A 25,311-nucleotide genomic window follows, 5' to 3' on the forward strand; every position below is an offset into this window, starting at 1 on the left:
AATAGGTCTGTACCAACTCGGGAAATCCTTCGGTGCCGTCACCCGGCGTCCGTCCGTTCAGGACAGTTCCACCGGTGGCACACCAGGCGGGTCGAAGCCGAGGGTCCTGCCGTAGAAGGCCAGCTCCGTCTCCAGGGCCCGGGCGATCGTTTCGGCCGCGCGGAAGCCGTGGGACTCGCCGGCGAAGGCCAGGTGGAGATGGCCGACACCGTGGGACGCCAGCTCCCGGACCAGGGCCTCCGCCTGCGCGGGCGGCACGACGGGGTCGTCCGTGCCGTGCAGCAGCAGCACCGGGCAGGTGTCGTCGGTGACATGGCCGAGGGGCGACCGCTCCCGGTAGCTTTCGGCACGGGCGGGCAGCGGGCCGATGAGCCCGTCCAGGTAGCGGGACTCGAAGTCGTGCAACTGCGCGACGAGAAGCCGGGGGTCCGCGACACCGAAGTAGGAGGTGGCGGCCCGGAACACCGGGCCGTGGGTCGCGATGCCCGTGGTGACGGCGGCGAGGGCCGTCCAGCCGCCGGCCGACGGGCCCCGTACGGCCAGGCGCCGGCCGTCCGCCTCACCGCGTGCGGCGAGATGGCGGGCCGCCATGACGACATCGGCGACGTCCACCACTCCCCACCGCCCCTTGAGCCGTTCGCGGTAGGCACGGCCGTAGCCGCTCGAACCGCTGTAGTCCACGGCGAGGACACCGATGCCCCGGCTGGTGAAGTAGGCCTTGGAGAGGTCCACCACCCCGGACTCGCTGCCGGTCGGCCCGCCGTGGACCCACACCACGTACGGCGGCGGCTCACCCTCGGGCGCGCGGGCCGTGGGGTGGGACGGTGGGTAGACGGACGCGTGCACCACCTGACCGGACGCATCGCGGAACTCGGCCGGTCGGGGGGCCGGCAGATACGCCGGGTCGGGGAGGACGTCGAGTTCGCGGCGCAGTTCCTCGACCGCGCCGGTGGTGGTGTCGACCCGCACGACGCAGGGCGGCTTCGCGGGGCCTCCGGCCAGTCCGACGACGTAGGCCCGGTCGGTGGACAGCGCCGGGGAGAACACGGGGTATCCGCAGTCGAGGTCGGTCAGGGTGCCGGTCTTCGGGTCCAGCACGGCGAGCCGTTGATCACCCCGGCCGTGGACGACGGCGAGGCGCCCGTCGGCCAGCGGCGCGAAGGGTCGGCCGCCCAGGTCCCAGAGCGGGTGAGCGTACTCCTCCTCCGCCGGGTGCAGGGCCCGGGGCCGCGCGTGCCCTGCGAGGTCCACCTCGTAGAGGTTCCACCACCCCGAGCGGTCGGAGGCCGCGTAGAGGGTGTCCGTGTCGCGCCAGCACGGTGCGAGCACGGCCTCCCGGACGGGGCCGGCACCCATGACCGGTCGGCCTGTGGTCGCCGCCGCCCGGTCGGCCGGGCCGATCCGTAACTCGGTGGCGTCCCAGGGCATGTCGGGGTGGTTCCAGCAGATCCACGCCAGGCGCCGGCCGTCCGGCGAGGGGGTGGGGTAGGCGAAGAAGTCCGCTCCTACGGCCAGTTCGCGCAGGGCGTCCGGCGCCCCGGCGGCGGACCCGTCGAGCGGAACCGCCACGATGGAGCGGGTGATCCGCCCCGTGCCGCCGTGCCGTTCGTGTACGCACCACACCTCTCGGCCGTCGGGAGAGAGCGCGAAGTCGGCGTAGCGCAGCGCGGCGGGCGCAGCCGGTTCGGGCGTGAGGGGCACCGGCGGCCGCCCGTGTGGTGCGGTGAGGTAGAGCCGCTGGTCGGGGAAGTGGGCGAACACGATCTGCCGACTGCCGTCCCGTGGTGACCGCACGGGCAGGTAGGACAGCCCGCCGTACTCGTGGACGCGGCTGCGGGCGTCCCAGGGCGCCTGGAGCAGCTGCCGGTTTCCGTCGCCGGGGGTGTGCTCGACGACCGTCGTCCGACCGCCTTCCTCCGGCCGGGCCTCCTGCCACCACACGCGGCCGTGGGCCGTCAGGGGGTAGTCCAGGCGCAGTCGGGCTCGGGCCACGGTCCCGGCGGTGATGGGAGAGGGCCAGGCACCGTAGGGAATGGGGTCGGGGGTCGGGACGTCGGCCACGGCTTCTCCTGTGGGGAGGCACATGGAATAATCCACGCTGTTGACAGCAGGTCATGTGCACCGCGCTCGCCGGGGATCGCCCCGGTTCGCCAAGATCCTCTTTTGAGGGAGAGTCCCGTGCACCTGAGCCCCAAACAGGAACAGATCCTCTCTTTGATCGTGTCAGGCTGTTGCAACAAGGAAATAGCCCGGCAGCTGGATATGTCCACACGCACGGTCGAATCGCATCTTCAGCGTCTCTACGACCGACACAATGTGCACAATCGGGCCGCTCTGGTGGCCAAATGGCTCATCGAAGGCGGAATTCCGCGCAGCGTGCCGGACGCCCGCGAGGGCTGAGCCGGCACGCCGCCATGAGCAGCGGGAGAGACGGTCGGTGGGTCCGCTGCCGCTCCCGCGATCCCGTCAGCAGAGGACCATCACCGTGGCCCGGACGAACTTGTCGTGCTTGAAGTCCTGGACCAGCGGGGTGAACGCCTCGGCCGTGGACTTGGGGGCGGGCGCCGGGGCGCCGACGTGGATCTCGCGCTTGCTCTCGAGAGTGGCCTTGACCTGTTCACCGGGACAGTGCACGCCGCGGTTGGCGACGAGCACTTCGGTGATCTGGCTGACCAGGCCGTGCATGTCGTCCTCGGCCCAGCTCGAGACCGTGCCCTCGGTGTCCTCGAGGTTGAAGCGCTCGAAGATCCGGGCCTCGGCGTGGCTGTCGCCCTGGATGAGGAGCATGTACACCCGCCGGCCCACGAGCTCGTCGGGCAGGCCGGCCAGATTCTCGATCACCGTCTCCGGCGAGCCCATGAAGACGTGCGACTGGCAGTCCCATGCCGCCGTCTTGCACGCCTGGGCCGTCGCGGCGGTGATGTGCTGGGATACGCGTGCTGATTGGGTGGTCATTGCGGCGGTACCTCCGTGGTCCGGATCTTTCCGGATGCGTTTCCGGGTGGACGTTGCGGGTCGATGTTCCGGCTGAGCTTTCCGGATGGGCCGCTTGAGGGGCGCCACGCTAGTCCCCGACCGGGAGGCAGGCGATGCCCGGCATTTCCCTGTCCGTGAGACACCGGTCCGTGAATTCACCGAGACCTTCCCGCCGCGTACGCCACATCGCGTACGCCCCTTCGCGTACATGCCGCGGGGGCGAATTCCGTCGGGGTTCTCCGCCTCACTTCCCGGATCACCGCTCGCCGGGTAGCGTCCGACCGTCGGCAGGACACCGGCTCGGTGGAGGTGGCCCGGGATGGCAGTCATGGCACGGTACCGAACGGCGCTCGCCCACCCGGGTATCGCACGTGTGGTGGCGGCCGCCTTCGTCTGCCGCATGCTGTCCGGCATGGTCAGCCTGGCGCTGCTGCTCGTCGCCAAGGACGCCAGCGGGAGCTACGCCAACGCCGGTTCCGTTTCCGGTGCCTACGCCGTGGCCCTCGCCTTCACCTCACCCCTGTGGGGGCGGATCGCGGACCGGCATGGCGCCCGGACCGCACTGGCCTGGGCGGCCTCTCTGCAGTCCCTCTCCTTCGGCCTGTTCGTGGCGCTCGTCGCCGCGTCGGCGTGGCCGGCCCTGCTGGTGCCGGCCGCCTTCCTGGCCGGTGCCGCCACTCCCCCGGCGGCCGCGGTCTCCAACGCCGTCTACATGGCGGTGGTTCCCGGGGAGGAGGACCGCAAGACCCTCTTCGCCTTGTGCGGACTCCTGACCGAGAGCGTCTTCGTCTGCGGCCCGCTGCTGGTGGCCGCCATCGTCATGGCCCTGCCCACGTTGTACGCCGTCGTGGTCACGGCCGCCGTGTCCGGCATCGGGGTGCTGTGGCTACGGGCGGCACCGGCCGTACGGCTCGTGGACCGGGAACGGCCGCCGCTGACGGGGCCGGGGATGCGCATCGACTGGAACCGGCGGCAGGTGCACATCCAACTCGTGGTGGCGGCCGCCGCGTTCGCGATCGGCGGGGTGCAGGTGTCGGTGACTGCACACGCGGGCGAGCTCGGCACCAACGCCGGGCTGTTTCTCGCCGCGCTCGCCTGCGGCGGCGTACTGGGCAGCTTCCTGTACGGCGGCCTGCGGCTGCCCGGCACCGGCCCGGCACAGCTCACGGTTGCCCTCGCCCTGTACGGCGGATGCATCCTGGCCCTGGGGCCGGGCCCGGCCACCCTCCTCACCCTTGCCCTGCTGGTGGCCATCGGTTTCGTCAACGGGCCGGCCGACGCCATCGAGACGGTCCTGGTCGGCGAGTACGCTTCGCCGGCCACCCGAGCGCAGGCCTTCGCGGTCCTGGTCGCGTCCAACTGGGTGGGCTTCGCGGCCGGGAGCTTCGTCACCGGCGTGGTCGTCCAGCATGTGTCCACCGGGTTCGGCGCGCTGACCGCCGCCGCGGCGGCGCTGCTCGCGGCGGCTTCCATGGCCCTGACCGTCGTGAGGAAACATCCGCGGCCCCGACCGTCGGCCGCTGCGGAGTCGGTGGAATCCCCCACCGGCCGCCCATGACCGGCCCACCCGACCGGACGAGCAAGGCGGATGACCATGACCGTCACACAACCTTCTTCGACCACCGGGACCCCGGCCCCTCCGGCCGCGGCCGAGTTCCACGCCTTCTCCGGCTCCGACGACGCCCTGGCACGACACCTGTTCGCCCTCCCTCGCGACGTCGTGGAACGCACCCTGTGGGCCCTCCTCCTGCAGAGCCACGACGGCGCGGGCATCCTGGTGCAGGAAAGGGCCGAGCCGGGCGACTCCGTGGCCCGGGTGCAGTCGTGGACGGGTGAGGACCTCGGCTCCCTCCCCGCCCGCCTCCTGGCCCTCCTGCCCGCCGCCTCCCACCAGGAGCTCCGCACCTCCCTCCTCGGTCACGGGGACTACGTGGACCTGGGCATCGTCCTGTGTCCGCCGACCCCGCGCGGCGCCTTCGGACATCCGCTCAAGCTGCACACGGGGTCCGGAGTACGGGCCTACGTCGTGGCTCGGTGACCGAGCAGCACGCTGCGCCCGAATCGCCGGTACCCGATTCCCGGCCCACGGGAACTCCGGAGCCTCCGCGAAGGTTGTGCCGTTGTTACGTACACGGCGTGGAGGGGCAAGATGTTCGCGATATCACTGGGAGACGACGGTGCCGAGCTGCGGCCTCTGGAGCCGTGGAACGCCGAGGAGTACCTGGCCCACATCGACCGGTCCCGCGAGCACATCGGCCGCCATATCGCGCTGGCCGACCGTGCCGTCGACCTCGCGTCCGCCACAGCGTTCCTCCAGTTGTACGCGGAGAAGAAGGCCAGTGACAGCGGGCGTATCTACGGCATCTGGGCGGACGGCACGCTCGTCGGAGGTGTCCTCTTCCGGACCTTCGACGCCGGGGCCGGCACCTGCGAGGTCGGCTGCTGGCTGGAGGAGTCGGCCGTCGGTCGCGGGCTGGTCACGCGCGCGATCAGGGTGCTCATCGACTGGGCGGTCGACGGACGCGGGATCCACCGCGTGGAGTGGATGGCTGCCTCCGCCAATACCGCGAGCATCAATGTCGCCAAGAGGCTCGGGATGGTGCGGGACGCGGTGCTGCGGGAGAGCGTTCTGTACCGAGGCGTACGCCACGACATGGAGCTCTGGTCGGTGCTGGCCCCGGCGTGGCGCGAGCGACGCGAAGCGGCGCGGTAGCCGTTCGGGCTGTGGGTCCCGGTTCAGGCGGCTGGACGGGTGGTCTGGGTGTCGAGGGCGGTGCGGAGCCAGTCGTGTACGGCACCGGGGGTCGGTTCCGACGGGCTCCGCTGGCAAGGCTGGCCCGTCCGCTGATCCACGAGGCGGACATTGCTGCGGTCGCCGTTCAGGCCCTGACGACCGACGCCCTGCTCGGCGCCCGCCCCCTGCTCACCGGCCCCGAACTGATCCCCCAGGAACAGCAGGTGGCCCTGATCAGCGAGGCGATCAGGCGACCGGTGCGGTTCGAGGAGATCGCGCTGGACGAGGCCGCCGAGCAGATGAAGGCCGCAGGCTACCCGGCAGAGCTGGTGGAGGCCGTGTTGCCGGCCCAGGCCGAGATGATCGACAATCCGGAGCCGGTCAACGATGAAGTGGAGCGCATCACGGGCACCCCGGCCCGATCCTTCCAGGAGTGGGCGGTGGACCACGCGGCGGACTTCCGCTGAGAGGGACGTCAATACACGTTGACATAACCGACCGAAGCACCGGATCTCGGCTCCGTCGCCCCCACGCATGACGCCGAGGTCGAGCCCCCTGCGCAGGGAAGCCCCGAGCGGTTGAATCGTGCAGGTCGGGAGGCCATCTCGTGGCTATGGTGTGCCGTCACTCAGAAGGATCCGCACCCATCCCAGAAAGCCATCTCTGCAAGAGTTCTTGAGCAATTCCGACACACGCCCTAGCGCAGGTCGACCTGGTCGACGTCAACGAGGGAATGCTCGCGCAGGCGGTGGCCGAGCTTGAAGCGCTGCTCGGAGCGTGCACGGCCTCCGGCCGGGCGCTGGTGGGCTACAGGTGCGCGTCGGGGGCGGTCAGCGGCACCGGTTCGAGACGCACCCGTCCCTGAGTGAGATAGCGAGTGAGTTCGGGGGCGTCCCCGTCGTGGTGGTCCTTGGCGGTCTCCGAGAGGTATTCGCACCCGTCGAGACGGCCCTGGTCGTCTGCGGCCTGTCCGATGGGCCGGTGCCACGGTCGGGCCAGTCGGTACGGGCCCCTGCGTGAGTTGTGCACTGTGCCCATGGGGTCGGGCCGCACCTCGAAGTCGATGCCCCGGTCCGGGGTCATGTCGCATGGGCCTGCCTCGCTGAGGGCCTCGGTGTCGAACTCCAGCCCGTATCTGTGGGCCTGGGCAACCATCCACAGAAGGGTGATGTCTGACAGCGCCGTCTCCTTGTCGCCGCCGCCGACCTGGCTGTGCGATCCGGTGAACCATACCTGCTTCAGTTCCTGGCCGTTCTCGGCCGCACCGGGCTTCTGGTGCCACAGCGTCGGCCGGAACGGTGTTCGCTGTTCGTCGACGGCCAGCGCGTGGAAGGCTCCCTTCACCCAGCTGCTCAGCTCTGTGTCATGGAACCCCCACCGACGGTTGGCCAGATCGACCGGCTTGCGCCACCAGGGACCATTGTTCGGCGTGCCACCGGCACCTGGAAGCGGGATACCGAGGGCACCGACCGTGTCCCACACGCCGATGAACTGGATCTCCGTCTCGTGTGCGTACGTCCGGCGGAACAGCGTTGAGGCCGTGCCGGACGGCTTCTCGAGCCGGTCGCGGTACAGGGCCCACGCATCCATGATCCGGTCTACGTTCTCCCGGCGCAGGATGCCGCTGTTGCGTACCAGGCCGGCCAGGCTGCGGGCGGTGAACGCGCCCCGGCTGAAGCCGAACAGGAACAGCTCGTCACCAGGTTCATAGTCGCCGACGAGGAACCGGTAGGCGTCCATGACGTTTCCGGACAGTCCCATGCCGAACGCGCCGCCGCGCAGGCGCTCCCATCGGCGTGTGCCGACACCGCTGTGGTAGTACACGCGCTGCTCCACCCCAGCGGCTCGCGGCCGGACCGCCAGGGCGACCTTGGTGACGTTCGTCTTGCTGAGCTGGTCGGCGAGGTTCCACGTACCGTCACAGCAGACGATCAGACGTTTGGCCATGACCTACTCCTCCGGGGAGAGATTCCAGCCCGCACATCATCGATGTCATCGCCCACCCCGGCCGGTCTCGCGGCGCCTCACCTTCGCGCGCCGAGGCCTACCCGCCGACAACACTGATTCGATGATCGCACCGCTCCGCCCGCCTTGCCATTCGCCGCAGCCGAGCGGCGCCGACCACCCCGGCCCCAGCGGCCTGTTTGAGGGGACAGCAGCCAGCAACCGGGCGAGGGCGAGGGTTCGTTCGCCTGGAAAACGATGAAGAGCGCTGCTCGGGTCAGCGCCGGTCCGGCAGCCGGGCCACGCCCGAGGCGTCCACAAGGTCGGCCTTGGCTTGCTCCAGTTCGAGGGAGAGCTCCGCGATGATCATTTCGCATGGTCTTGGTCCGTGCCCGCTCCTGGCGGAACTCGCCCCTCAAGTCGTCGGCCTCGGCCTTGAGCTGCCGGTTCGTGTCAGCGAGTTCCTGCATCGCGATCGGGTTGAAGTCCTGGGCCATCGCGCGGGACCGGGCGCGCGCTGGACAGCACAGTTGGAGGCTGCGGCAAGCCGGGTTCTCGGCGCATGGCGTAAGGACGGGCCCGGCGACAAGCCCGTCTCGCCGGGTTTCGCGGTCACGGTTGGACCGGATGGCAGACGCTACTCCACGCTGCACGGGTGCGGGGGGCAGGCCAAAAGGGAGGACTGTGTGACCGTCTCCATGACGACGGGCCAGCTGAACGGCGTCCCTACGGCCGTCCCAGCGAGGCGCCCTCCCGCGCTCCGTCCTCCCTCCGCCCACGAGGAGTGCGGGCCTTCCCGGCCTCTATCGCAGGGTGGCGGGGGTGGGGGCGCTCACCTCGGCGGATGAGGCGTTCCTGCGGATGTTCCTGCGTTCCCAGACGGTCCTCGGCTCCGCAGTGCAGGGCGTCTTGACGACGACCTCGGCGTTGACTCCGGCTGTCCACCTGGGGTCACGTCCCGTCACATTGACGGTGACGCTGTTCCCTTCGTCATCAGCGAGGGCGATGAGCTCCCTCGGAGGGTTGTCACCCATACGGGGCGGTGTCGGCATGCCCTCGTCGACGGCTTGGCCAGCTGGACTGCTGGCGCCGTGGCCCAGTAACAGCTGGTCATCGTGCTCGTTGCGGACCCGCCGCTGTCCCACGCAGGCTTCCAGGCTTCAGGTCAGGCCTGGCCGCTGAGACTCAGGCAGCTCCTCACCCAGTCGACCTCGTCCACGCCGTCTTGATCGTTCACCTCGTGGAAGATTGCTGCGGCCTGATCCAGTGCCTCACCCGCCTCGCGGAGTTGCTGGTCTTCATGGAGTAGGCGGCTGAAATTGACCAGCGCCCAGGCTTCACATCTGCGGTCGCCGTGCTCGCGGAAGATAGCCAGAGCCCTGGCCTGGGCGTCGACAGCAGAAGCCAGTAGGTCGTGCTTTTCATGGCTGCCGTGGTGCTCAAGCTCGCGGCCGAGGGCCGCCAGAACCTTTGCGACCAGGACATTCGAACCGTTCGGGAGGTGTGATATAGCCAGCACGGTTTCGGTAACGGCGACCAAGTCGTTGAAGAGCCACCTGGAGCTGAGGTACAGGCCAACGAACCAGGCGAGCGCCACGCTCCGGCCATGACGGCCCTGCGCCTTCAGAGCGGTGACCGCGGCTATCAGGTTCGGACGTTCGTCATCGAGCCATGCTTTAGCGTCCTCGTAGCTGCTGAACTGCATGTCGGTCAATCTGGGCGGGGAGAACGCTTTGGAAAGATGCCAGGGTTTCGCGGCCGTTTTGGTAAAAGAACGTCACATCCTGCGAAAGATGCTGACGGGCGTGCCCGCAGCCTCCGAAGGTCACGACGATGAGTCGTCAACTGGCGCCAGGATGGATGCGGATGCTTCCTCACTTGTCATGAAACGCTCTCGACGCCCAGCCACGAGGAATGTCATAGCCCCATCATGAAGCAGATCGCAGCGTTAACAGCAGCGACCATTGCGACAGCCGCCCTCGTTGCCGGCACAGCAGCACCCGCACAGGCGGCGGCACCCTTAGAAGGTGCCGAAGAGACGGTGCCACCAGCTGGGCCGCTGAACGTGCTGAGGCAGCTGGCTGGCCCGTTGTAGTCGCTCGCCAGCAGTTCCTCGGGAGCCACCGTATACCCGAGGTCGACCAGCGCTCGATTGACCTTAGTGAGATCGGCGGAGTCCAGCTCGGCTTGGGCGTCCTGCGTACTGAAGAAGGCTCCTGGGTTCTTAGCACAGACCAAAGCCAGGGAGCCGAACTTGCTTACGCAGACGACGATCGGGGTCCCGCACATGGTTGCTTTCGCGGGTATAGCGGCGCGTCCGTACTCGCTGGAGTCCTGGGAGTCTTTCTCAGCTGTGCAGTGAGCTGTGAAGTCATCTTCGAGCCGAGCGACCAGTCCGCTGAACAGGGCGGCGGTCTTGGTGTGGTTGTAGCGCCGCGGCCACTCCAGCCGCTCCGGGCCATCGAGCTCACGTAGCAATGTCAGCAGGTCTGCTTCGCGCTTTTCCATTCGCCCCATCTTGGTACGAGAGCTGTACTTGGATCTACACGGTTTGTCGCCCGGCAGCCCCGTCGGCCCCACTATCACCCGAACGCTCATTCACATTCGGTGGTCGCGTTCGGCGCTAGATGTACTGAGGGGATTGGTCCCGTCCACTGGGTGCAATCCCCTCACGCGTTGTAGCTCATGTCGGTCCGACGATCCCCGGAAGGGGCCGGGAGCCCGGGTAAAGCGGGAGCACAGCGCCCCAGGTTCAAGCTCGTTGCGCTCCGCAAAACGCTACGGTAGCGAACAGTGCAGCACCTGGACCGGCTCGTAGCCCGGGTCGGAGGGTATGGGCGGCGGTGTTGGGGCTCCCCAGGTCGCTCGCCTTGTCAGGCGGACCTGCTCCGGGCCTTTGCGTTGCTTGTGGCAGTTAGGTGGCCGGGGAATGTAGAGAGCCCGCGAATGCGGTGAGTGCTGTGAAGTCGTCGTCGAGCAGCCCTCGTCGCGGGTCAACGTAGTGGAGCAGTGCTGGGCTGTCGTGGTGCGTTGCCACGTAGGCTCGGTCTGCGGCGCCGAGATCGTCATCGATCCAGGCGAATGGCCTGCCGGCAGCGTGCGCGATGAGATAGCGGGTCTTCCAGAACGTGCCGTCCGGCCCCGCGTCGTGCATCGTGGGCCAGTCCACCACGGGCAGTTCCGGAAAGCCGAGGACAGGCGCGATGAAAGAGTTCGCTTCTGTCCCCCAGGTGGTCGCCCACACCAGGTCGTACAGGACGCTCAGATCCAGGAGCCGGCGGCCGTGGCCGACGTTGAGCCAGACCCGGAGCGGCTTCACGTATGCCCTCGGCTTGCCGGGGTGTTGGGCGATCCAGCCCTCGGGCTTCATCCGGTGGGTTGAATAGCCCTCGGGCCGGCGCTCAGGCTTCGCAGCGTATGGGTTCAGCGGCCCGTCCACATCGAGGTAGAGAAGAGGGCGACACACCAGTTACTCCCTCTCCTCGCCCGGCGATTCAGGATGTGGCGAGCGTAGCTTCGCCGCATGCCGGCGCGCCTTTGCTTTTTTACGGGCAACCAGCCGGGGCCAAGAAGCGCCCACGGGGTCCCAAGGAACCCGGGCTGTCCTGCCTTGACGTATGCCGACGGCCCGGGTGGGGCAGAGAGGACGTTGAGGGGGCTTCTGGTCAAGCTCCTATCAGGTCATGCCCACCTGGCCGGAACCGTGAAGAACGGGCCCTGGCAGCCGGACGGTACGCCTCGAGGACCGCCCAGCAGGGTGTCAGTCAGTGGGAGCCACGACCACCGGAACCCGCTACGAGTCTCAATGTCAGTGGCCCCGCGTACGGTCTGCGCATGGATGATCAGCGGCACCCCATTCCCCTGATACACGACTTCGCGATCTGGGAGCCCGTGCTGCGGCTCCTGCGGGCCGCCAATACGGACGGCGTCGTCGGCAGGAAGGCCCGCGTGGCGGGACGTATCGGCCGATATGGCTGGAGTCTGGCTCTGCAGCGACGGCTGCCGCCGCTTGGTCGAGCAGCCCAGGTTGAGGACATGCAGGACGAGTTCGACGCGGTGGAGCGGGTGCAGAGCGCGCTCGCGGTCGCCGGCGTCGACGACATTTCATTCACAGCGGAGATCTCGCCGACCGGGAAGACCGCGCTCCACCTGCTCGGGCCCAGCCCGGCCGTGGAGCCTGGCATCGGCAATCCGCACCCGGGGTCGCTCATCCTGGTCGAGGGCTCCCTTCCTGGTCCCTGGCAGCGCCTACCCGACCCGGTGCCCGGGGCGGTGCCAGCCTCTTCGGCGAATCCGGAGCTGCTGGAGCAGACGCTGAGCGAGCGGCTCCCGGATGCCATCGGCGCGACGGAGGCGGAGATCGCTGCGACGGAAGCACGCATGGGCGTCGCGCTGCCCGAAGAACTCAAGGCGCTCTACCGGGTGACACGAGCGCGTTGGGAGGACTGGGGCAACGACTACGCGGCAGCAACACGCGCGGCCGAGGCGGTCGGCTGCGAGCTCTTCGGGTTGGACGACCTGTACATCGCTGACGCGTCGTCCCGTGAATGCCTCTGGGAGTTCGCGGCGATGGAGGCGGTCGTCACCCCGCCTGACGCCGCTGTGCAGGGCCTAGTCGGCTCACCCGGCTGGATCGTTTTCGGGGACAACGGCGGCGGCGACCGGCTGGCGATCGACCTCATACCCGGCCCCCGCGGACACATCGGGCAGATCATCCTGCTCAGCCACGAGGAGAACGTCGGCGCCGACCTGCTAGCCGACTCCCTCACCGACCTGGTGTTGAACCGGAGCAGCAAAGAGGACCGTGCTCGTCGCGGGGATCAGCCGCCGGTCGTGGCCAGGGTCAACATCGCGAGCCTGAAGAGCATCCAGGCCGCCGCCCACCCGGGCCTGGAAGTCCTGTCCATTGGTGTATGGGAGGGTGCGCCGCTCAGTCTCGGTCCCGTCGCCGGGCTGCCCTTGCTGCGGACCCTCACTGCTTACCCCGGCACTCTGGCCGACCCACTGGAGATTGCCGAACTCACCGGGCTGGAATTCTTGGAGCTTGGGCCCGAGGAATGGCGCGTCCTCCTCGATGCGGGAGCCGTCCCGCGCAGCCTGTCGGCCGCTGCGATCACGGTGCACGGCACCCAGGGCCCCCTGCCTATCGTGGCCATCGCCAACGAGCTCCTCGCTCTCTGGGGACGGCCCCAGATCATCCAGACCGTCCTCGAAGGCGACCTGGGCGCCGCAGCATAGCCAGCGGGGTAAGCGGGCGGGGCGCAGGACGACGCCATCCCCGGCGGGCGGTGAGACGATCACCGCCCGCGTTCTGCCCTATCGGCGCCATTACAGATCTTCTCGCTGTGCGCCGCAGTTGGTCGGACGGGCCAACTACGGTGCATGGTCGCAGCCATCGACCGGTACAAGAGCCCCCTGCATTGACGCCGTCAGCATCGCCGACGGCGCCCAGGAGGCCGCGCGGTGAGCAACGACCTGCAGGAACTCGTCCGGTTCGAAGTGTCCTGGCCCCGGCCCGTGGCTGCCTTCCCGCGTTCGTGTCCCGCGGGGTGAAGTGGCGCGTAGGTTGACAGCATGGGTGGTCCCGCACGAGGGCAACATGAGGGGCTCTGTGCCGGTACAAGCGAGACGTCCAACTCGGTTGAAATCCGCGAGATCGCACCAGACAGCTAGCGACGGCGCAGGTCGCGCAGTCCGCTCCCCGCACGTGTGGGGATGGTCCCGCGCGCCGGACGCCGGTGCCGTTCACGTCGTCCTGCTCCCCGCACGTGTGGGGATGGTCCCGTGCCCACGACCATGGAGCCCCGGAACTTGGCCTGCTCCCCGCGCGCGTGTGTGGATGGCCTGGCCCCCTCCTCCTGCTCCCCGCGTGCGGGGGCAGTGGTGACCGCCGTTCAGGGGTCGCCAGCGGCGGCCGGAAGGTACGGGAGAACCCTCAGTCTGTTCATGGACTCGATTGCTTCTCTGCCAGGGACTGCCGGCAGCTGCGGGCCGGGGGCCGGCCGTGAGGCGTCAGCCTCTGAGCCAGGTCTCCCAGACGTACTGATCTCCGGGAAGCGCGATAACCACTGCTGCGACGTCGGCTGCGATGAGGACGATGAAGGCCGTAGCCAGGGCCCAAGTACGGGTCCGGACAGGTTTCCGGCGCCCGCCCGCTTGGTCCGTGCCGTGCTGTGTGGTCATCCGGTTTCGTGCAAGCGCTCTTACGCCGACTCCCAGTAAGGTTGCGGGAATTGCAGCCAGCAACCCGCGCAGAGCCATTGTCCGGAGGTCCTCCGCGAGGACCTCCGGGGCGAACGGGAGGGAACACCGGCGGGCAGGTGCGCCGAAGAGGCGGGTGCAGCCGACCGCCGCGAAGGCGAGCGCGCGGCCGAGATCCGCCGCCAGCGCGGTCAGCGATATGCCGGCCAGGACGAGGGCGGGCCGATGTCTTTGGACAGTGATGGAGATCAACACGGCCACGACACCCTGGGCGATGCATGCGAGAGCGATGTAGGTGTGCCAGTAGACGCCGGGGAACCCCGTGTCCTGCTGCGTTCCGGGATAGTGCAGAACAGCCGGTGGCAGTGCGGTCCGCGCCAGGAACGGCAACGCTATGCCCGCAGTGATCACTGAGGCGCCTCCGGCCAGGCCTATGAGCAGAGCCGTCCTGATCTGTGGCCGGATGTCCATATTGGTGCCTCTTGCCTTGTCCAAGACCAGGAGCAACGTGAGTGGTACAAGCCAGAGCAGCATCAGGCCCACCAGGGTGGACGGGAGCCTCCCTTGCACGGTGAGCGGCTGCCATGTGAAGCCTGTCCACCGGCTGAGTACTGTGTACCAGCCGATCGTGGAGCCGATGTCCGGGGCGTCCCCCAGGGCGGGCTGGAATCCGTTGCTCTGGCCGATGCGCCGGACGGAGTACCAGACGGCGAACCACGGGGCGAAGGAGACGACGGACGTGGCCACCACGGCGTACAGGGCTGTGCGACCGCGGGCCCGGGGAAGCAGGCCGCGCGCCGCAGAGACGATCCAGACCGTGGCGCACACGGCCCCGGCAAGCAGCACTGGCCCCGCCCTCAGCAGCCATGCGAAGCCCTGATCTTCGAGCGTGGTGGCAGGCAGCTCGGTTCCGTCCGTGATGAGAGGGAGGCTGGCTCCGGCGAGGTATCCCCCGACGAGCCCAGCGGGGAGCGCCAGCCATGCGGCCCTGGGGGGACGGGGTTCCAGGTCGGACGCTGCGACGGTGCGCCACACGGCTGCGGCCAGCACCCCCGCGAGGCCGGCGCCGATGACACAGCCGACCGTCAGATCGCCCATGCGGGTGTTGAGTTTGCCCCACAGCAGGCGGAACAGAGTGTCCACGAGGTCATCGGCACTGGCGGTGAAGACGCCTACCACGACTCCGGCACCCAGCGTCTCCCACACCGTCGGGCGGGTGAGCAGGGCCGGTTCACGCAGGACGCGCCGCCGCTTCTCGGGCGTCGGCCAGTACCCCAGCCGGTGTGTGAGCCGGCCGAAGGCGGCACGTGCGGAACCCTGGCCTGCGGCAGGGTCCAGCAGCGCCCGAGGGATCGCCGCTGCCCCCTCGTACCCGCTCTGCGCCGCAGCCGTGGCGTCGGCGTGCAACTCGCGAGCCCGCAGGACCGAGTTCCGGATGAGGTGGACGAGCACGGTGAGGGCGGCCATCAGCCCCAGGGCATGCGGGACGTCCACCAGGTACTGCACGACGCCTGGAGGGATCACGGGTGGCTCACCGGACCATGCACGGTGCAGGGTCAGCACTCCGAAGGGCATCACCGCGACGGTCAGGAAGGCCCACCAGATCCCGAAGGCCAGATAGGTCTTGTCCACGTCGCGATTGCGCAGGTGCGCCAGCTCGTGCGCGATGACGACGCGGAACAGGTCGCGATCGGTGTGGAAACACCTCACCAGCGGGGCGTCGATGATGACGCGCCGCCGCCAGGGCACGCCGAAGGCGAGCCCATTGGACGAACGTGCCAAAGCGTCCAGCATCCAGACGGGCGAGGGTTGCACGCCGGCCGCGCGGCACTGCTGGTCGAGGTACTCCGCGATCTCCCGCCCGTCGGGGTCCTCCTTCGACGGAAACCGCGACAGCGGGCGCGATCTCAGGCTCGGCAGTGCCGGGAATCTCCGGCAGCTGTTGCGGGTCACCCACCAGGGGTGCGAAAGGTACCAGGCCAAGGACACGCCGCACAGGAGCACGAACCCGATGCCGACCCACTGCGCCTGGTCGACGAAGGCGGGCTGCTGACAGGTCGCCATCAGACGCCGCGCCTCCTCGAAGGCATGGCCACTCTGCTCAGGGAGCCCGATCCGAGGATCCCGGAAGCACCGGCTGAACGTGCCGAAGAAGAAGTCTGCGTTCCGTGGAACGAGGAAGTATGCCTGAAGGAACACATACAGCCCGCCGGCACCCACTGCCGCGATCAGGAGGACGAGCCGGCTGGTCGTGCCGCCGGGCAGACCACGTGATGCCCACGGTCCGCTACGCCGCCCGGTGAATGTCTCCCTGGTCACGGTCATCGCGGTGCCGCGACGCTAGCTGGTCGGCCGTGGCGTCCGGCACCGGCCTATGATCGCGTCGGCTATCAGACGGGAACTCTCCGGAGCGGTCCCACAGTCGTGGAGGGTGGCTTCCACCACGTGCCTGAGCCGTTCGATGTCTTCCTGCCGCAATTCGACGGCGACGGCTCCGGAGGGTGTGCTCTGAGCAGCATCATCCGGTACAGGGGGGCCGGGGGAACGATGCCCGACACGGAAGATCCGTCGCAGGGCCGCGTTGGTGCCTTCCCCCGGGGCGCGCTTGAGGATGGTTTCGGCCAGGCACTCGACGGCCTTGGCTGTGGCGGCCAAGACGATGGGCGTCAAGATGAGTTCGACCATCCCGGATCCGAACCCGAGCGGCGCCTGCCGTGACCCCCTCCCGGACATCGCCCGTTGTGGATCGGCGAAGTATGCCCGGCTGACCGCCGAGAACGTCGGCAGTTCTTCCCTGGCTATCTCCTCGATCACGTCCCTGGCAATCTCCGTGATCAATGCTCGATCGGGAGCGTCTTCGCGTGTCCGCTTGCGTGCCACAGTTCCTCCCCCGTCCGTGCCCACCCATGGCGTTACGTCAGTATCAAGGCCGGCGCCGCCGACCGAAACAGATCGCCTCACATCTCTGGGCGCACGGCGGCACTGTGGGGCGCACTACGCGCACGAGGGGGCGCAAGAGAGGTGGTGAATTCGCATGATCGTCGAATCGTTGCCGGGTGCGGCGACAGAAGGGGTTGACCCTGACCTTGCGTCAGGGTTGGAGCCTGGTCACATGACGAACAACAGCACCTCCTCGGCTCGGCCCGCTCCGCCGGTCGGAGGATTCCAGGAGATCGACGGCCGCGGCATTTTCGTGCATCGGTCGGGCAGCGGCGGACCGGCCGTGGTGTTCCTACCGGGCGCCAGCGCGGTCGGCCTGGACTATTTCGGTGTCCAGCAGGGGGTTTCGCAGTTCACCACCGCCGTCGTGTACGACCGCGGTGGCACGGGCTACAGCGATCCCCTCCCACTGCCGCGCACCGCCGCCGCGGTCGCCACGGAACTGCGCGAGCTGCTGCGCGCCCAGAACATCGCCGCCCCCTACATTCTGGTGCCGCACTCCCTCGGCGGCTTCTACGCGCATCGGTTCGCGCAGCTGTACCCGCAGGACGTGGCCGGCCTGGTCTGGTTGGACGCCTTCCACCGCGACTGGGACGACTTCATGCCGCCCGCGGCGAGCCTGGCCGCGGTCGAGCAGATGGCACCTGATCGGGAGCAGCTGGAACAGATGCGCCCGGCCCTGCGCGAGATGTTCGCCGAGTTGCTCGCGGACTACCCGGAGCACATGCGGCAGGCACTGATCGAGTCCAAGATGAGTGAGGAATGGACCGGCGTCGGCATCGCCGAGCGCACCAAGTTGGCCGAACTCGCCACCGAACTGCGGGCCGGGCCGAACATTCCCGACGTCCCGGTGGTCGCTCTCACCGTGGTGGGCACCGACCCCGCCCAGCAGGTACTGACGTCGGAGCGGACGTTGCAAGAGATGCATGACGGCCATACGAGAATGGACGCGGCCCTGGTGAGCGCGGTCTCGCACGGGGAACAACGCATCATCTCCGACACCAGCCACCACCGGCTCTGCTTCGACCGGCCCGATGCCGTGGTCCAGGCGATCCGCGACGTCGTCGACCGGGCGGCTCGCCCCTAGACTCGGCACGACCACGTTGCACGAAGACCCGAGGAGGACGGTGCTCACGATCAGCCGGCTCGCGGCAACCGCCGGCGTGACCGTGCGCACCGTTCGCCACTACCACCACGTCGGCCTGTTGCCCGAGCCCGAGCGCGATGCCTCCGGCTACCGCCGCTACGGCGCGCAAGCGGCAGTGGATCTCATCCGGATCCGGACCCTCGCCGATGCCGGGGTGCCACTGGCCCGTATCGACGCGCTGCTGCATGCGCAACCAGCCGAATTCGCCGCGGCCGTCACCGACATCGATGCCGAATTGCAGCGCAAGATCGACCAGCTCACCGACTACCGCCGCCGAATCACCGAACTGGCCGGCGGTGAAAGGCTTGTCCTGCCCCCCGAGGTGGTCGACATCCTGAACCGGATGCGCGGTCTCGGGGTCAGCGAACAGAGGGTACGACTCGAGCGCGACTCGTGGATCCTGATGCAGGCACTGGACCCGCACGCCATGCCGCAGCGGATACGGGACAAGAACGCCGGCTTCGACGACCCCGAGACGACGCGCCTGTATCTCGCCTGTGATCAATCAGTCGACTGGGATCCGCACGATCCACGCCTGGACCCGCTCATCGACGACCTGGACGCTTGGGAGATCAAACACGAACGGGACAGCAGCCAGCCAGGGTTGCTGAAGCTGGTCTCTTCCCAGATCTCCGAGGCATCACCGGCATGGCAACGCATCCTCGACGCGCTCGCCCACCGCGCCAAGCAGCGCCAACCCTCCGGGCACGACAGCTGACGCCAGCACCCCGGTCCGCCATTGCGGCGGTGCCAGCAGAAACCCAGGTGCCAGGGCGTGCAGGCCTGCTGGTCCCGCACCGCGGCGACAGTCTTGACAAGGTCGCGCCGCCAGGTGACTACCGCCGGATCCTCTCGATCGTTAGGGCTGCCAGCGGGGCGCGGCGATCCCCACGACGGGCGATCTGGCAGCCATACATCAAAAGGGTGGAATCTCGGCTCGACGACAGTGCTCGAGATCGCACCAGACGGCCGGTGAACCCGCAGGTCGCGCAACCTGCTCCCCGCACCCGCGGGGATAGCACCATCTCAGCCGTCTCACCCCTGTTCTGCCGCCAGGGCGAGGAGGAGTTCACCAGAGCGCCCACCGAGGTAGTGGTCGCCACGTCATCGCTCACGGGAACGATGTGCCGCGGATCGGCCAGCCATTCAGTCAGCTGCTGTCAATCTCGCTGCGCAAGGGCGTTGATCCCTACCTCTGCCCGGCGCACGCCCGTACCACCGCCGTGCGGTCCCGCGAGTGCGTCCCCTCCATCGCCAGTGCCACCCGCCGCGTGTGCTCGGCCTCACGGTCGGTGCTTTCCCGGAAGCGGAGCCACTTCCTGCCGATCTCGCACACCGTCATGCCCAGCCAGGAGTCACCCGCAAAGCCCCCGACGTGATGATGAGAGTCAGAAGAGTGCGGCCGATCCACCTTGAACAGCCCTCCCGCGGGGCGGTGTGTCGTACCTGGCCACAACCTCAGGGGGTACGGGCTCTATTCCGCTCCCCGCCATTCGGGCCCTGAGAGCTGGGACCGGATCCGAGCGGCGAGGAGCTGCGTCATGACGGCCCGGCTCCGTGGCGCTGTCCGCCGCCGCGGGCGCCGAGCACGTTCGTCGCCGGCAGCTCGATCGCAATTCGCCGAACAGATTCCCGAAAACAGCGGGTTGGTGAACTTCCTATGGCGAAAAGGCCGATGGTGCCAGACTTCCGGGCACAGTTCCGGCCGACGGGGGCCGCGACCAGGCGGAAAGCAGGGCCGAATCATGGCATCTCGATTCGCGAAACGAGCGGCGGCACAGAAGAGCGCCTACCTCCAGGCCCGCTTCAAGAGGATTCCGGCCCTCTGGAAGGCAGTCGTCGTCGCGGTGCTCGCGATCTTCGCCTTCTTCGCGGGGAAGTTCATCCTGGCTCTGGTCGTCGGTCTCATCATGACGGCCTTCGCCATCGTCGCGATCCTGCTCATGCCGGTCATGCTCATCGGGGCTCTCGCCGGCGGCGGCAAGAAGCGAGGGCGGCACAGCGATGACGGGTGGTACGAGGAGAACGACGGCCGCGGCCGTTACCACTCCGACAGCGGAGTGCCTTTCTAGCCGTGACCCCAATGGTCACGGGCTCACCGGGCGTACCGGACGTCGCCCTCGGCCGAGGGGCCCTGAGGTGTCGGCACCCGCCGCCGCGGCAGGGCCTTGAGCGAGGACGGGACGGCGGTTGGTAGGCACCCCTGAGCCGGCCGCGGAGGTATGCGGTACGGCCAGGACGGGTCTGGGCCCGGTACGGGGTGGCGGCCCCTGCCCTGTGCCCTGTGGCGAGGCCGGGCAAGGGATGGTAGCTGTTGAAGGAAAGGGGATTTTTCGACATCCCGCATCGGAGCGTCGGTGTACGGCCGGGCAAGGGCACGCCAGGGGGAATACCGGTCGATCCCTCGGCCCGTCCTGCGCGCGCCCGCTCCTCACCGCAGCGACCACCGCAGCGTACGGAGCTGGTGTCCATGGCGAACGCATTCCACCGGCCCAAGGTCAGGATCGTCACCGGCCCACCGGAGGGTGGGTTCTTCCGGGAGGTGATCGCGCACCTGCGGCGGCCGTTCGACGCCGCTGTCAGGGCGCTGCGGACATGGTGGTTGCTGCATCGGGGTATCACCCACGCGAGACGGTGGCGGAATCCGTTCGTGACGACCGTGGGGATCCTGGTCTTCGGTGTCCTCGCCGCGGTGTTCGTCATCTGGGCGCTCCGGGGTCTTGTGGTCGCGGTCTTCTTCAACGACACCGGTGCGAAGGATCACGGGTGGTGGTGGGGGGCGTTCAACCCGGACAAGGCCTGTTCAAAGATCGGGACCTCCTGCGGAGCGGCCAACGGAGTGGTGATGCCGGTGCTCTTGCTGGCCATTTCGACCCTGCTGTTCCTGGCCTGGCGGCTCGGGCGGGTCCGCAGATTCTGCACGCGCAAGGCGAGGAAGGAAGCCAGCAGTTTTGTACAGACGGCGGGCAGCCTCATGGACGAGGTGGTCGGGCGCGACCAGCTCTGCAACGCAATCATGAATAACCTTCGGGACCGGAAGGCCCGCCGCCCCCATATCGTCGTCGCCAATGTCGGGGCGGGCAAAACCGCGCTGCTGGTGCGTCTCGCCGAGAAACTCGCGGCCAAGGGCGCCGTCCCCATTCCGGTACGGCTGCGCGACGCCCAGGGGGACACCCTGGACTTCTGCGAACTGGCCCGTCAGCGTTTCCAGGAGATCGTGCAGCCGGTGGTGCGGTCGGACGGTGAGGTCGACCGGATCTGGCGGTGGCTACGGCAGCGGGCCGACCGGATCGTGGTGCTCGGGGACGGCCTGGAGGAGACGCTCAGCCGGAACCACGCGAGCGGTCAGCGCGACAACCTGATCCGCAAGGCGATACGCAAGGCCGGCGAGGAAGGACTGCCGCTGGTCATCGCCTCCCGGCCGCACGAACCACTGCGCGCGATGCAGGCCGCCATGACGGAACTGGAGCCGCTGAGCGCGGAGGCGGCGTTGCAGTACATCGCCCGCAGCGGCAGCTGGCGCTCGGACTCCCTCCTCCTCGACCGGGTCGTGGAAGTCGCGAGGATGTCGGAGTCGCCCATCTATCTGCAGATCGCCAAGGATCTGCACCGCAGGGACCTCCTGGAGCCACTGTGGGCGGAAGGCGGAACGACGGATCCGACGCTCCACGACACCTGGGAGCTGCGGGGCGACCTCATGGAGACGTGGCTGGACGCGCTCGTCGACGGGGACGTCCACCCGGAGCTGCCCATAGACCGTGACACCAGGTCGGCGGTGGTGGCCCACATCTCCGCGCTGGCCTGTATCGGACTGGCGTCGGACCGCGCGGAAGTGGGGCTGTGGGAACTCGACCCCCGCATCGGCGGAGACCAGGACAGCGACTCGGAGACCGGCAGCGGACACACGCGGGTGCCGTGCAACGACGAATGGAACAGACGCGTCACCGAGGAATTGGACCACCAGCTGGACGGCCTGAGACGGGCCCGGCGTTCGCAGGAGCCCGATGGCGCGTCGGTGTGCCAGGACCCCTCCCCGGACGGCTCGGCGGACGCCGGGAAGCAATGCCTGGAAGGTCTCCGGACCGATCTCCGGCTCGCCGCGACATGGGGTGCCCGGATGGGGCTGGTGCACGAGTACGGACGGAAGGCCCGTTTCCAGCTTTCCAGCACAGCGTCATGCAGGCGTACCTCGGGTCCCGCTTCCTGGCGAGGGTGCTCGGCAGCCCGGTGAGACAGTCACCGGCCTTCGGTTTGTGCGTGGATCCGGTGCCGCTCCTGGCCCGGCTCACCAAGGACCACATCCGCCGGGCGCTGCGGCAGGGCGGACGAGAACTCCTCATCGCCTGCACCCTGCACTCCCGTTCGCTCGACGGCCGGTGCAGATGCGGCTACCGGCGGACGGATCCGGCCGGGTCCTGTTCGGTCTCCGTCATGCGTGACCTCTTGCGGGAGGAGGCCGGTCACCTGCTGGACGAGGCGATGCGGGCCGAGAAACTCTCCCGGCGGAGCCGTGCGACCGGCCTCGACGGCCAAAGTCACGACGACCGGGGCAGTGCGCGGCTGAGGGCGCTCAGGATCTACGGAGCCGCCGTGGAGATCGACAGCGTCGACGCCGAGCCGCGGCAGAACGAACTCTTCGACGAGATCAAGAAGCACTGGGCGGAGTTCGGATGGGGCCAGGACCCCGAGGCGCTGCGCGAGGCGAAGGTCGCCCTGGTGGGTCAGTGCGGGGCGGCGGCCCGGCGCGTCGCCGTCACCGGGGGCAACACATGGGCGTACGAGAAGCTCTTCGAGATCGGCAGGTGCGAGCCGGACTACCGCGTACGGGCCGCGATCGCGCAGGAAGCGGGAAGCGGTGGCGAGCAGGCCTACAAGGCGCTCGCTGTGTACGAGCATCTGGAGTGCCCCCAGCACGTGGTCAGCGACGGCCGCCCCCCGAAGCCACCCGGCGAGGAACCCGCCCGGCAACCCTTCCTCGACTGGGTGGAGGGACAGGGAGACCGGGAGCGGCGCGCGGTGGTGCGGTTGCTGGCAAGGCGGAAGGAACGGTACGAACGCATGGCCGCCGATTCGGAGGCCCTGGTCGAGAGGGAGAAGTGGTACGCCAACACCATGTGCGCCTGGGCGCTGCCCATGCTCGTCGACAGCACCATGATGTCGCGTCACCTCGGCAGTCCCCGCGATGACCTGGAGCGATGGATAGCCAAGGCGACCGGCACGGCGGTCGCGCCGGACGGGACGATGGGCCAGGGCAACAGACTGGCTCTGGGGGTCTCGCTCGCGCAGGGGTTCAAGTTCGCCGCCAATCGGCGGCTCTGCCCCCATTCCGACAAGGAGGCCAGGCAGTTCCTCGTCAAGCAGGCCCAGGACATGCTCAGGCGGAGCACCTTCTGGTACACCCGGATGACGCTCCTGCACGCCCTGACCCTGTGGAGCCTGCCCGACGACGTGCACGCGGACCAGCCGCTCCGCGGGCACGGAGCCGACCCCAGGGGGCAGGTGCGGGAGTGGCTGGCGCTCGCCGAGGGGCAGCGGGAGCACCCCTTGGTCGTGGCGGCCGGCAAGCTGGCGGTCCGCGCGCTGCAGACCCGTCGCCCCGAGCGGTTCCTGTGGATCGACGAGGCCGGTGTGGCCTGCGAGGTGGGCACCGAGGTGAGCAGCCCCGGAGAGCAACGGGTCCACAACCTCTGGATCCCGCCGTCCACCGGGTGGAGCACCCTGGACCCCGCGGCGCAGCAGCTTCTCGCGGACGTCCTGGTGCTGGCCGTGCTCGGCGAGCGTGGCTACCGCCCCAAGGACCTCTTCCGTCTCCTTGAGCTCTGCTGCCCGGAGAACGGCAGGCTCCCCTCGTGCCTCAGCAGGGACCGCACGCTGCTGGACCCGGTACGCGCGGTGGAGCGCACCTCACAACCGGACAGCAACTGCACGGGCGAGTGCGGGATGAACATGTGCCCCTACCCGGCCAAGGTGGAGAACCTGCGCGTGGAGTTCAGTGAGGTCTTCTGCCTGCACCAGCAGGACCTGTTGAGGGCGTGGCAGCCCGGGTCGTGGCTCTTCCTGCGGTTCCGCCGGGAGGCGCCGTGGCAGCGCAGGGTACCGGTCGCCGGCCTGCGCCGGTTCTGGGGCCAGATGGGCGACCGGGCCCGCGACGTCAACCCCGAGGACACGGACGCCCCTGGGCGCTGAAGCGGCTGGCCGGTGCGCGGTCCTCCGCGGGCTGGGCGTCTTCCGGGCCCCCATCGGGTGCATGGTGTTGCGTACAGGGCCACTCCGGCTCGGAGGTCACGAGCCAAGGCACACATCGGCAGGGCACCTTCTGGCGCACCGGCAGGCCGTTGACCCCAGCGCACTCGGGGCAGCTTTGTGACGACGCTCCCGCCCTCCGGGTCCGGTCCCCTCACACGCTGAGCCTCACGCCGGTCCGACGATCCCCTTGACGCGGGCGGAGCACGGCAGCACGGGCAAAGCGGGAGTGCAGCAGCAGAACATGACTGTTGCGCTCCAACCGTCACGCTACGACAGCAAACCGGGATTCCCGCCCGCAAGGGCCGGACCCATTGAAGGAGGGCGCGGGGGGGGATCCAGGGGGTCTGCTCATGGGCCGTCCCAACCGCGCCACACGGGCCGCCATCGCCCAGCGCCGTCATGGAGTCGGCCAGGCCGAGGTCGAGGCGGCTGTCCGGCCGCAGGGGTTCACGTGCGTCCAGAACAGCGGGGGATAGCGCCCGCCGGTCCGCGCCGATGGGCCTCTCGGCCCACTTCTCATCGACCAGGACCTGCTGCATCAGCAGCGTGTTGACGTGGACCAGGGCGGACTGGAACAGAGCCGAGCCCCTGCTCGTGACGCGAGCACGGATGCCGGCAGCCACCCGAACCGCGACACACCCGCATCATGCTTACGCACAACGATCATTTGGAACCGCATCCTCCGCCCCGCCCGGGCCGTCCGAGGCCACACCGGTGCCTCGTCGCATGATGCGGCGCATCTCGCCGAGCTGGCCCCAGAGCCCAGCGACGTTCCCCGGGCGAAGTAGGCCCACCTAAACTAGCTTGGACATATGACGACAAACACGGCAAACATCACGCACTACACGGTCAAGTCCGGTGACACGCTCACGGCCATAGCCGCCAGGTTCGGAACGACAGTCGAGCAGCTCGTCAAGTGGAACAACATTCCCAACCCAGACCTCATCAAGGTCGGACAACAACTGATCGTCGCCCGAGCGGACTCACCTCAGGAGACCCGCTACACGGGTCCAGTCCGGTGACACACTCACGGCCATAGCCGCCAGGTTCGGAACGACAGTCGAGCAGCTCGTCAAGTGGAACAACATTCCCAACCCAGACCTCATCAAGGTCGGACAACAAC

21 protein-coding genes are annotated in these 25,311 nt (G+C 68.7%); 12 read left to right on the top strand and 9 right to left on the bottom strand.

What is annotated here, in order from left to right:
- Positions 1 to 57: 57 nt before the first annotated feature.
- Positions 58 to 2,061 carry a S9 family peptidase gene (locus FHS38_RS36135; RefSeq protein WP_229822634.1) on the bottom strand — a complete coding sequence of 668 codons (2,004 nt, stop codon included), beginning with the start codon at positions 2,059 to 2,061 and terminating at the stop codon, positions 58 to 60.
- Positions 2,062 to 2,178: 117 nt separating this feature from the next.
- On the opposite strand from FHS38_RS36135, the gene FHS38_RS20465 reads away from it, so the two are divergent.
- A complete protein-coding gene (locus FHS38_RS20465) occupies positions 2,179 to 2,400 on the top strand; it encodes a response regulator transcription factor (RefSeq protein ID WP_184735410.1) in 222 nt (73 codons plus the stop codon).
- A gap of 66 nt (positions 2,401 to 2,466) precedes the next feature.
- Here the strand turns inward: FHS38_RS20465 and FHS38_RS20470 are convergent, their stop codons facing one another.
- Positions 2,467 to 2,955 (bottom strand): hypothetical protein, encoded by a 489-nt coding sequence (locus FHS38_RS20470; RefSeq protein WP_184735412.1) that lies wholly within the window; start codon positions 2,953 to 2,955, stop codon positions 2,467 to 2,469.
- 349 nt (positions 2,956 to 3,304) lie between these two features.
- On the opposite strand from FHS38_RS20470, the gene FHS38_RS20475 reads away from it, so the two are divergent.
- The 4 genes from FHS38_RS20475 to FHS38_RS20490 all read left to right on the top strand — a co-directional run bounded on the left by FHS38_RS20475 (position 3,305) and on the right by FHS38_RS20490 (position 6,177).
- On the top strand, positions 3,305 to 4,534 hold the full coding sequence (locus tag FHS38_RS20475) for an MFS transporter (RefSeq protein ID WP_184735414.1): 1,230 nt from the start codon (positions 3,305 to 3,307) through the stop codon (positions 4,532 to 4,534).
- A gap of 36 nt (positions 4,535 to 4,570) precedes the next feature.
- Positions 4,571 to 5,014: a hypothetical protein gene (locus FHS38_RS20480; RefSeq protein WP_184735416.1), complete on the top strand. Its 444-nt coding sequence runs from the start codon at positions 4,571 to 4,573 to the stop codon at positions 5,012 to 5,014.
- 111 nt (positions 5,015 to 5,125) lie between these two features.
- Positions 5,126 to 5,689, top strand: coding sequence for a GNAT family N-acetyltransferase (locus FHS38_RS20485; RefSeq protein ID WP_184735418.1), 564 nt, complete (start codon positions 5,126 to 5,128; stop codon positions 5,687 to 5,689).
- Positions 5,690 to 5,763: 74 nt separating this feature from the next.
- Complete coding sequence (locus FHS38_RS20490) at positions 5,764 to 6,177, top strand: Rossmann-fold NAD(P)-binding domain-containing protein (RefSeq protein WP_184735420.1); 414 nt, start codon at positions 5,764 to 5,766, stop codon at positions 6,175 to 6,177.
- 340 nt (positions 6,178 to 6,517) lie between these two features.
- Here the strand turns inward: FHS38_RS20490 and FHS38_RS20495 are convergent, their stop codons facing one another.
- From FHS38_RS20495 to FHS38_RS20515, 5 genes are all read right to left on the bottom strand, one after another.
- Positions 6,518 to 7,657 carry a T6SS phospholipase effector Tle1-like catalytic domain-containing protein gene (locus tag FHS38_RS20495; protein WP_184735422.1) on the bottom strand — a complete coding sequence of 380 codons (1,140 nt, stop codon included), beginning with the start codon at positions 7,655 to 7,657 and terminating at the stop codon, positions 6,518 to 6,520.
- 800 nt (positions 7,658 to 8,457) lie between these two features.
- Entirely contained in the window at positions 8,458 to 8,688 is a 231-nt protein-coding gene (locus tag FHS38_RS20500) for a DUF5959 family protein (protein ID WP_184735424.1), read from the bottom strand.
- A gap of 131 nt (positions 8,689 to 8,819) precedes the next feature.
- Positions 8,820 to 9,359 carry a hypothetical protein gene (locus tag FHS38_RS20505; protein WP_184735426.1) on the bottom strand — a complete coding sequence of 180 codons (540 nt, stop codon included), beginning with the start codon at positions 9,357 to 9,359 and terminating at the stop codon, positions 8,820 to 8,822.
- Positions 9,360 to 9,571: 212 nt separating this feature from the next.
- Positions 9,572 to 10,162 (bottom strand): hypothetical protein, encoded by a 591-nt coding sequence (locus tag FHS38_RS20510; protein ID WP_229822633.1) that lies wholly within the window; start codon positions 10,160 to 10,162, stop codon positions 9,572 to 9,574.
- A gap of 406 nt (positions 10,163 to 10,568) precedes the next feature.
- Entirely contained in the window at positions 10,569 to 11,120 is a 552-nt protein-coding gene (locus FHS38_RS20515) for an HAD domain-containing protein (RefSeq protein ID WP_184735428.1), read from the bottom strand.
- A gap of 368 nt (positions 11,121 to 11,488) precedes the next feature.
- On the opposite strand from FHS38_RS20515, the gene FHS38_RS20520 reads away from it, so the two are divergent.
- Positions 11,489 to 12,892, top strand: coding sequence for an SMI1/KNR4 family protein (locus FHS38_RS20520; RefSeq protein ID WP_221495182.1), 1,404 nt, complete (start codon positions 11,489 to 11,491; stop codon positions 12,890 to 12,892).
- Between the two features lie 774 nt (positions 12,893 to 13,666).
- On the opposite strand, the gene FHS38_RS20525 is transcribed toward FHS38_RS20520, so the two are convergent.
- Entirely contained in the window at positions 13,667 to 16,075 is a 2,409-nt protein-coding gene (locus FHS38_RS20525; RefSeq protein ID WP_184735430.1) for a M48 family metalloprotease, read from the bottom strand.
- A 120-nt stretch (positions 16,076 to 16,195) separates the two neighbouring features.
- Positions 16,196 to 16,693, bottom strand: a complete 498-nt coding sequence (locus FHS38_RS20530) for a hypothetical protein (protein WP_184735432.1) — start codon at positions 16,691 to 16,693, stop codon at positions 16,196 to 16,198.
- Positions 16,694 to 16,967: 274 nt separating this feature from the next.
- Between FHS38_RS20530 and FHS38_RS20535 the strand changes: the two genes are divergently transcribed.
- The 6 genes from FHS38_RS20535 (at position 16,968) to FHS38_RS20560 (ending at position 25,210) form a co-directional block, all read left to right on the top strand.
- Entirely contained in the window at positions 16,968 to 17,882 is a 915-nt protein-coding gene (locus tag FHS38_RS20535; RefSeq protein ID WP_184735434.1) for an alpha/beta fold hydrolase, read from the top strand.
- A gap of 40 nt (positions 17,883 to 17,922) precedes the next feature.
- A complete protein-coding gene (locus tag FHS38_RS20540; RefSeq protein ID WP_184735436.1) occupies positions 17,923 to 18,660 on the top strand; it encodes a MerR family transcriptional regulator in 738 nt (245 codons plus the stop codon).
- A gap of 1,027 nt (positions 18,661 to 19,687) precedes the next feature.
- On the top strand, positions 19,688 to 20,014 hold the full coding sequence (locus FHS38_RS20545; protein ID WP_184735437.1) for a hypothetical protein: 327 nt from the start codon (positions 19,688 to 19,690) through the stop codon (positions 20,012 to 20,014).
- A 398-nt stretch (positions 20,015 to 20,412) separates the two neighbouring features.
- Positions 20,413 to 22,173, top strand: a complete 1,761-nt coding sequence (locus tag FHS38_RS20550) for an NACHT domain-containing protein (RefSeq protein WP_184735439.1) — start codon at positions 20,413 to 20,415, stop codon at positions 22,171 to 22,173.
- A gap of 26 nt (positions 22,174 to 22,199) precedes the next feature.
- Positions 22,200 to 24,128 carry a hypothetical protein gene (locus FHS38_RS20555; RefSeq protein WP_184735441.1) on the top strand — a complete coding sequence of 643 codons (1,929 nt, stop codon included), beginning with the start codon at positions 22,200 to 22,202 and terminating at the stop codon, positions 24,126 to 24,128.
- 872 nt (positions 24,129 to 25,000) lie between these two features.
- Positions 25,001 to 25,210: a LysM peptidoglycan-binding domain-containing protein gene (locus FHS38_RS20560; RefSeq protein ID WP_184735443.1), complete on the top strand. Its 210-nt coding sequence runs from the start codon at positions 25,001 to 25,003 to the stop codon at positions 25,208 to 25,210.
- Positions 25,211 to 25,311: the final 101 nt, after the last annotated feature.

The sequence above is a fragment of the Streptomyces netropsis genome, from assembly GCF_014203545.1.
Taxonomy (GTDB): domain Bacteria; phylum Actinomycetota; class Actinomycetes; order Streptomycetales; family Streptomycetaceae; genus Streptomyces; species Streptomyces netropsis.